This window comes from Acidimicrobiales bacterium, assembly GCA_036273495.1.
Classification (GTDB): domain Bacteria; phylum Actinomycetota; class Acidimicrobiia; order Acidimicrobiales; family JAJPHE01; genus DASSEU01.
Window position 1 is genome coordinate 1 of the sequence record DASUHN010000336.1, and the last position, 5,528, is coordinate 5,528.

Consider the following 5,528-nt stretch of genomic DNA (forward strand, 5'->3'; position numbering starts at 1 on the left):
CGCAAGCCGTCGTCGGTGGCCCGGGCCCTGGTCTCGGTGCGCAGCCTCCACCGCTTCTGCGTCGACGAGGGCCAGGCTCCCACCGACCCGACCGACGACGTCGACCGGCCGCGGGTGCCCCAGGGCCTGCCCAAGGCCCTCTCCGAGGACGAGGTCGGGGTCCTCCTGGCGGGGGTCACGGGCCAGGAGCCGCTGGCCCGGCGCGACCGCGCCATCCTCGAGGTCCTCTACGGCACCGGCATGCGGATCTCCGAGCTGACCGGGCTGTCCCTGGCCGACCTGGCGCTGGAGGACGGGCTCATCCGGGTGTTCGGCAAGGGGGCCAAGGAGCGCCTGGTCCCCATCGGCTCCTTCGGGCGAAGCACCCTCTCCGAATGGCTCTCCCCCCCCGGCCGTCCCGCCCTGGTGCCCAAGCGCTGGGCCCGGCGGGGCGACGCCGAGGCCGTGTTCCTCAACGCCCGCGGCGGCCGGCTGTCCCGTCAGGGGGCGTGGGGGGTGGTGCGCCACCACGCCCGGGGCGCCGGGCTCGAGGGGAGGCTCACCCCCCACGTCCTGCGGCACTCGTGCGCCACCCACATGCTCGACCACGGGGCCGACATCCGGGTCGTCCAGGAGCTGCTCGGGCACGCCTCGATCGCCACGACGCAGGTGTACACCAAGGTCTCGGCCGAGCGGTTGAGGCGGGTCTACGACCAGGCCCACCCGCGCGCCCGGTAGTCACCGGCCGCTAACCTGGAGGTATGCCGAACGACGCGGTGGCCACCGAAGCGCGCGCCCTCCTGGTGCGCGAGCAGGCCGACCTGCGTCGCCAGCTGGCCGAGCTCGGGCACGGCGGAGAGGGGGGTCTGACCTACGACTCCAACTTCGCCGACTCCAGCCAGGTGACCGCGGAGCGTGGGGAAGCCGACGCCCTGGCGGCCAAGTTGGTCGAGACCCTCGAGGAAGTGGACGCCGCGCTGGCCAAGATCGACGGCGGCACCTACGGGACGTGCGAGCAGTGCGGCAAGGAGATCGCCCCCGCCCGCCTCGAGGCCAAGCCCGGCGCCCGCTACTGCATCGACTGCGCCTCCAAGCGCTGACGCCGGACGCGGGGTTGGCACCGTGATGGGGCCGGCCCCGGGACGGGGCGGACGCAACCAGGTCGGCCAGCTGATCCTCCTGGCCGTCGTGGCCCTGGTCGTCTACGAGATCGTCCACAACCACCGGATCACCTCCGACGAGGTCATCTTCTTCTGCGTGCTGATCCCGTCGGTGATCCTCCACGAGGTGTCCCACGGGGCGGTCGCGCTGATGTTCGGGGACGACACCGCCAAGCGGGCGGGGCGGCTGACCCTCAACCCGGTCAGCCACGTCGACCCGATCGGAACGGTGATCCTGCCGGCCATCCTGGTCCTGAGCGGTCATCCCGCCTTCGGCTACGCCAAGCCCGTCCCGGTCAACGTCCGGCGGCTGCGCAACGCCCGCAACGCCAGCCTGGTGGTGAGCCTGGCCGGCCCGGCGGTGAACATCGTGCTGGCCGGGTTGGCCGCCCTGGCCCTCCGGCGGTGGAGCATCAGCCCCTTCGGACCGCCGCCTCTGGGATGGCGCGTGGTGTTGGCGCTCGGAGAGGCCAACGTCATCCTGGCCGTGTTCAACCTGATCCCGATCCCGCCTCTCGACGGGTCGGCGGTGGTCGAGCGGCTCCTGCCCGCCCGCTGGTGGCCGGGCTACCTCCGGATCCGCCAGTACTCGCTGCTGATCGTGCTGGCCATCGTGTTCCTGCGGCCCAGCATCCTGAACGGCCTGTTCGATCCCGTCCTGAACTGGTGGGGCCACCTGGCGTGATGATGACCGGGGCCCACCTGGTTCGCCGGTTCGTGGGGTCCCTCGTCCCGGGAGGCCCGGCGGCGCCCGAGGAGCAGTGGGCCCGCCGGCAGCTGCTCGACGGAGAGCGGGTGCTCTGGGACCGCCTCTCCGGCCCCGACCGCCGCCACGCCGCCGGGGTGGCCCGGGCGGTGGAGGACACACTCGGACCGGACGCCACCAGGCCGGTGCTGGCCGCCGCCCTCCTGCACGACGTCGGCAAGCTCGACGCCGGGCTCGGGGTGTGGGGCCGGGTGGCCGCCACCGTGGTGGGCCTGGCGGGGGGCCGGGACCGGGCGGTCGGCTGGGAGGAGCGGGGCGGGCCCGCCGGTCGGGTGGGCCGCTACCTGCGCCACCCCGAGCGGGGAGCGGTCATGCTCGGCGAGGCCGGAAGCGACGAGCTGACGGTGGCGTGGGCCCGCTGCCACCACACCCCGCCGGAGCGCTGGGACCCGGTCATCCCGCCCGCCACCGGCACGGCCCTCAAGCGCGGTGACGACGACTAGTCGCGGCGGGGCGGGAGCAGGCCCATCGCCTCGCGGGCCCGGGCCACGGTGGCCGACGCCACCTGGCGGGCCCGGGCCGCCCCCTCGGCCAGGATGGCCGTGAGCTCCCCAGGCTCGGAGGCCAGCTCCCGGTAGCGCTCCTGGGCCGGCCGCAGCATCTCCACCACGGCGGCGGCGGCGTCGGCCTTGAGCGGCCCGTACTGGGTGTACCCGGCGGCGACGTCGGCCGGCTCCCGGCCCGTGGCGGCGGCGAGCAGCTGGATCAGGTTGGCCAGCCCGGGGCGGTTCACGGGGTCGAACACCACGTCGGCGCCGCTGTCGGTCACCGCCCGCTTGATCTTGCGCTCGATGACGGCGGGGTCGTCGGCCAGGTACACCAGCCCGGCGTCGGTGCCGGTCGACTTGGACATCTTGCTGGTCGGCTCCTGGAGATCCATCACCCGGGCACCCACGCGGGGGATGGCGGCGTCGGGCACGACGAACGTCTCCCCGTAGCGCGAGTTGAAGCGCTGGGCCACGTTGCGGGCCAGCTCGAGATGCTGGCGCTGGTCGTCGCCGACCGGCACCCGGTCGGCGTCGTAGACGAGGATGTCGGCGGCCATCAGCACCGGGTAGGTGAACAGCCCCACCCGGACGCTCTCCTGGCCCCCGCTCTTGTCCTTGAACTGCGTCATCCGGCGCAGCTCCCCGAAGGTGGCCGTGCACTCGAGCAGCCAGCACAGCTCGGTGTGCTCGGGCACGTGGCTCTGCACGAACAGCGTGCAGGTTCCGGGGTCGAGACCGGCGGCGAGGAGCCACCGGGCCACGTCGAGGGTCTTGTCGGCCAGCACCGCCGGGTCGTGGTCGAGGGTGAGGGCGTGGAGGTCGACGATGCAGTAGAGGGCGTCGTGATCGTGCTGGTCGGCCACCCAGTTGCGGAAGGCGCCCAGGTAGTTGCCCAGGTGGAGGTCCCCGGACGGCTGCACCCCGGAGAGGACCCGCGGCCGGGACCGCGGCGGGGGCGGGGGCATGGTGGGATGGTATGCGCCGGAGTTGCCCGGCCCCGCCGGTATTCTCACCACCGTGCCGTACGAGGTGGCCACGCCGGTCTTCGAGGGCCCCTTCGACCTCCTCCTCCAGCTGATCACGGCGGAGCAGGTCGACCTCTACCAGATCTCGTTGACGACGATCGTCGACGCCTTCCTGGCCGAGCTGGAGCGGATGGAGTCGCTCGACCTGGAGGTCACCACCGAGTTCCTCCTGATCGCCGCCACCCTCGTGGAGCTCAAGAGCCGGCGGCTGCTCCCCGGCCTGGACGACGGGGACCTCGACGAGGAGCTGGCCCTGTGGGAGGAGCGCGATCTCCTCCTGGCCCGCCTGCTCGAGTGCAAGACGTTCAAGGACGCGGCCCGGGCCCTGGACCAGCTGGCCGAGGTGGCGTCCCGCTCGCATCCCCGCACCGCCGGCCCGGAGGAGCGCTTCTCCTCGCTGATGCCCGACGTCCTGGCCGGGGTCACGCCCGAGGCCCTCCGGGACGCCTACATCCGCGCCGCCACCCCCCGCCCCGTGCCCCGGGTGCAGATGGACCACGTGGCGCCCATCCGGGCGTCGGTCCGCGACGCGGTGGAGGAGCTGCTCGACGAGCTGCCCCGCGTCGGCGTCATCACCTTCCGCCGCCTGACCGGCACCCTGGTCGAGAAGCTGGCGGTGATCGTGCGCTTCCTGGCCCTCCTCGAGATGTACAAGCAGGGCCTGGTCGAGCTGGAGCAGACCGAGCGGCTCGGTGAGCTGCGGATCACCTGGCTCGGCCGGGAGGACGTGGACGCCGGCTCGGTCCTCGTCGAGGAGTACCAGGGGTGAGCGAGGTCAAGCGGGCCCTCGAGGCGCTGGTCCTGGTGGCCGACGAGCCGGCGCCCCCGCGTCTCCTGGCCGAGCTGCTCGAGGTCTCGACCGAGGCCGTCGAGGCGCTGTGCACCGAGCTGGCGGCCGAGTACGCCGCCGAGGGCCGGGGGTTCGTGCTGGCCCGGGTGGCCGGGGGCTACCGCTTCCAGACCCATCCCGACCTCGACCCCTACGTGGAGCGCTTCGTCCTGGAGGGCCAGTCCGCCCGCCTGTCGGCCGCCGCCCTCGAGACCCTGGCCATCGTCTGCTACAAGCAGCCGGTGTCCCGGGCCCAGGTGGCCGCCATCCGGGGCGTCAACGTCGACAGCGTGATCCGCACTCTCCAGCAGCGCGGCTACGTCGAGCCGGTGGCCCGGGACCCCGGCCCGGGCCAGGCCACCCTGTACGGCACGACCCAGCTGTTCCTCGAGAAGCTCGGGATCGACAACCTGGAGCAGCTGCCGCCGGTGGCGGACTTCGTGCCGGGCCCGGAGGTGGTCGAGGCGCTCGAGCACGGCCTGCGCCTTCCCGACGCCTAGGGAGGCGGCCGCCGGCGGGGCCGGGGTCCCCCAGACCCCCGACGAGGAGGGGGAGCGGCTCCAGAAGATCCTGGCCCGGGCCGGGGTGGCCAGCCGCCGGGCGGCCGAGGAGCTGATCGCCGCCGGCCGGGTGAGCGTCAACGGCCGTCCCGCCCGGCTGGGCCAGCGCGTGGACGCCGCCGCCGACGCGGTGGAGGTCGACGGGGTCAGGCTCTCGGTGGCGCCGGGGCTCGTCTACTACCTCCTCAACAAGCCCCCCGGCGTGGTCACGACGGCCTCGGACCCGCAGGGCCGGCCGACGGTCGTCGAGCTGGTCCCGGCCGAGCCGCGGGTCTTCCCGGTCGGCCGCCTCGACGCCGACACCGAGGGACTGCTGCTGCTCACCAACGACGGGGAGCTGGCCCACCGCCTCTCCCACCCGAGCCACGGCGTCGAGAAGGAGTACCTGGCCGAGGTGGCGGGCCGTCCCTCCGCCGGGGCCGTCCGCCAGCTCCGGGAGGGGGTCCGTCTCGAGGACGGGATCACTGCCCCGGCGCGGGTCTCGCTGGTGGCCCCCACCGCGCTGCGGATCGTCATCCACGAGGGCCGCAACCGCCAGGTGCGCCGGATGTGTGACGCCGTCGGCCACCCCGTGCGCCGCCTGGTCCGGGTGCGGATCGGGCCCCTGCGGGATCCGAAGCTCGGTCCCGGGAAATGGCGGCCCCTGGACCAGAAGGAGCTCCGTTCGCTGGAGACGGCGGCCAGCAGGCCGGCAGGGAGAACAGCCACCCCCAGGTAGGCT

General features: G+C 73.8%; 8 protein-coding genes and 1 pseudogene. 8 read left to right on the forward strand and 1 reads right to left on the reverse strand.

Translation table 11 applies throughout. From position 1 onward, the window contains the following. The 4 genes from VFW24_14345 to VFW24_14360 form a co-directional block, all read left to right on the forward strand. On the forward strand, nt 1-717 hold a 717-nt coding region (locus tag VFW24_14345; protein HEX5267942.1), incomplete at its 5' end, for a tyrosine recombinase. Between the two features lie 23 nt (nt 718-740). Beyond that, nucleotides 741-1,079, forward strand: a complete 339-nt coding sequence (locus VFW24_14350; protein HEX5267943.1) for a TraR/DksA family transcriptional regulator — start codon at nt 741-743, stop codon at nt 1,077-1,079. A gap of 25 nt (nt 1,080-1,104) precedes the next feature. Continuing rightward, complete coding sequence (locus tag VFW24_14355; GenBank protein HEX5267944.1) at nt 1,105-1,824, forward strand: site-2 protease family protein; 720 nt, start codon at nt 1,105-1,107, stop codon at nt 1,822-1,824. Beyond that, entirely contained in the window at nt 1,806-2,348 is a 543-nt protein-coding gene (locus VFW24_14360) for a hypothetical protein (GenBank protein ID HEX5267945.1), read from the forward strand. The genes VFW24_14355 and VFW24_14360 overlap by 19 nt, the downstream gene beginning before the upstream one ends. Here the strand turns inward: VFW24_14360 and trpS are convergent. Beyond that, nucleotides 2,345-3,358, reverse strand: a complete 1,014-nt coding sequence (gene trpS / locus VFW24_14365; GenBank protein ID HEX5267946.1) for a tryptophan--tRNA ligase — start codon at nt 3,356-3,358, stop codon at nt 2,345-2,347. The genes VFW24_14360 and trpS overlap by 4 nt on opposite strands. A 52-nt stretch (nt 3,359-3,410) precedes the next feature. Here trpS and VFW24_14370 point away from each other — a divergent pair, with 52 nt between their 5' ends. From VFW24_14370 to VFW24_14385, 4 genes and pseudogenes are all read left to right on the forward strand, one after another. Continuing rightward, the gene (locus VFW24_14370) at nt 3,411-4,187 is read left to right on the forward strand and encodes a ScpA family protein (protein HEX5267947.1); all 777 of its coding nucleotides are present in this window, start codon (nt 3,411-3,413) and stop codon (nt 4,185-4,187) included. Continuing rightward, nucleotides 4,184-4,747: an SMC-Scp complex subunit ScpB gene (scpB, locus tag VFW24_14375; GenBank protein ID HEX5267948.1), complete on the forward strand. Its 564-nt coding sequence runs from the start codon at nt 4,184-4,186 to the stop codon at nt 4,745-4,747. The genes VFW24_14370 and scpB overlap by 4 nt, the downstream gene beginning before the upstream one ends. A gap of 64 nt (nt 4,748-4,811) precedes the next feature. Beyond that, nucleotides 4,812-4,913, forward strand: a pseudogene (locus tag VFW24_14380) (S4 domain-containing protein). Between the two features lie 51 nt (nt 4,914-4,964). Beyond that, on the forward strand, nt 4,965-5,525 hold the full coding sequence (locus VFW24_14385) for a pseudouridine synthase (GenBank protein ID HEX5267949.1): 561 nt from the start codon (nt 4,965-4,967) through the stop codon (nt 5,523-5,525). Nucleotides 5,526-5,528 lie beyond the last annotated feature (3 nt).

Excerpts from the sequence above, each read along its gene's own strand:
- trpS (HEX5267946.1), bottom strand. The coding sequence starts at position 3,358 with ATGCCCCCGCCCCCGCCGCGGTCCCGGCCGCGGGTCCTCTCCGGGGTG.
- VFW24_14350 (HEX5267943.1), top strand. The coding sequence starts at position 741 with ATGCCGAACGACGCGGTGGCCACCGAAGCGCGCGCCCTCCTGGTGCGC.
- VFW24_14355 (HEX5267944.1), top strand. The coding sequence starts at position 1,105 with ATGGGGCCGGCCCCGGGACGGGGCGGACGCAACCAGGTCGGCCAGCTG.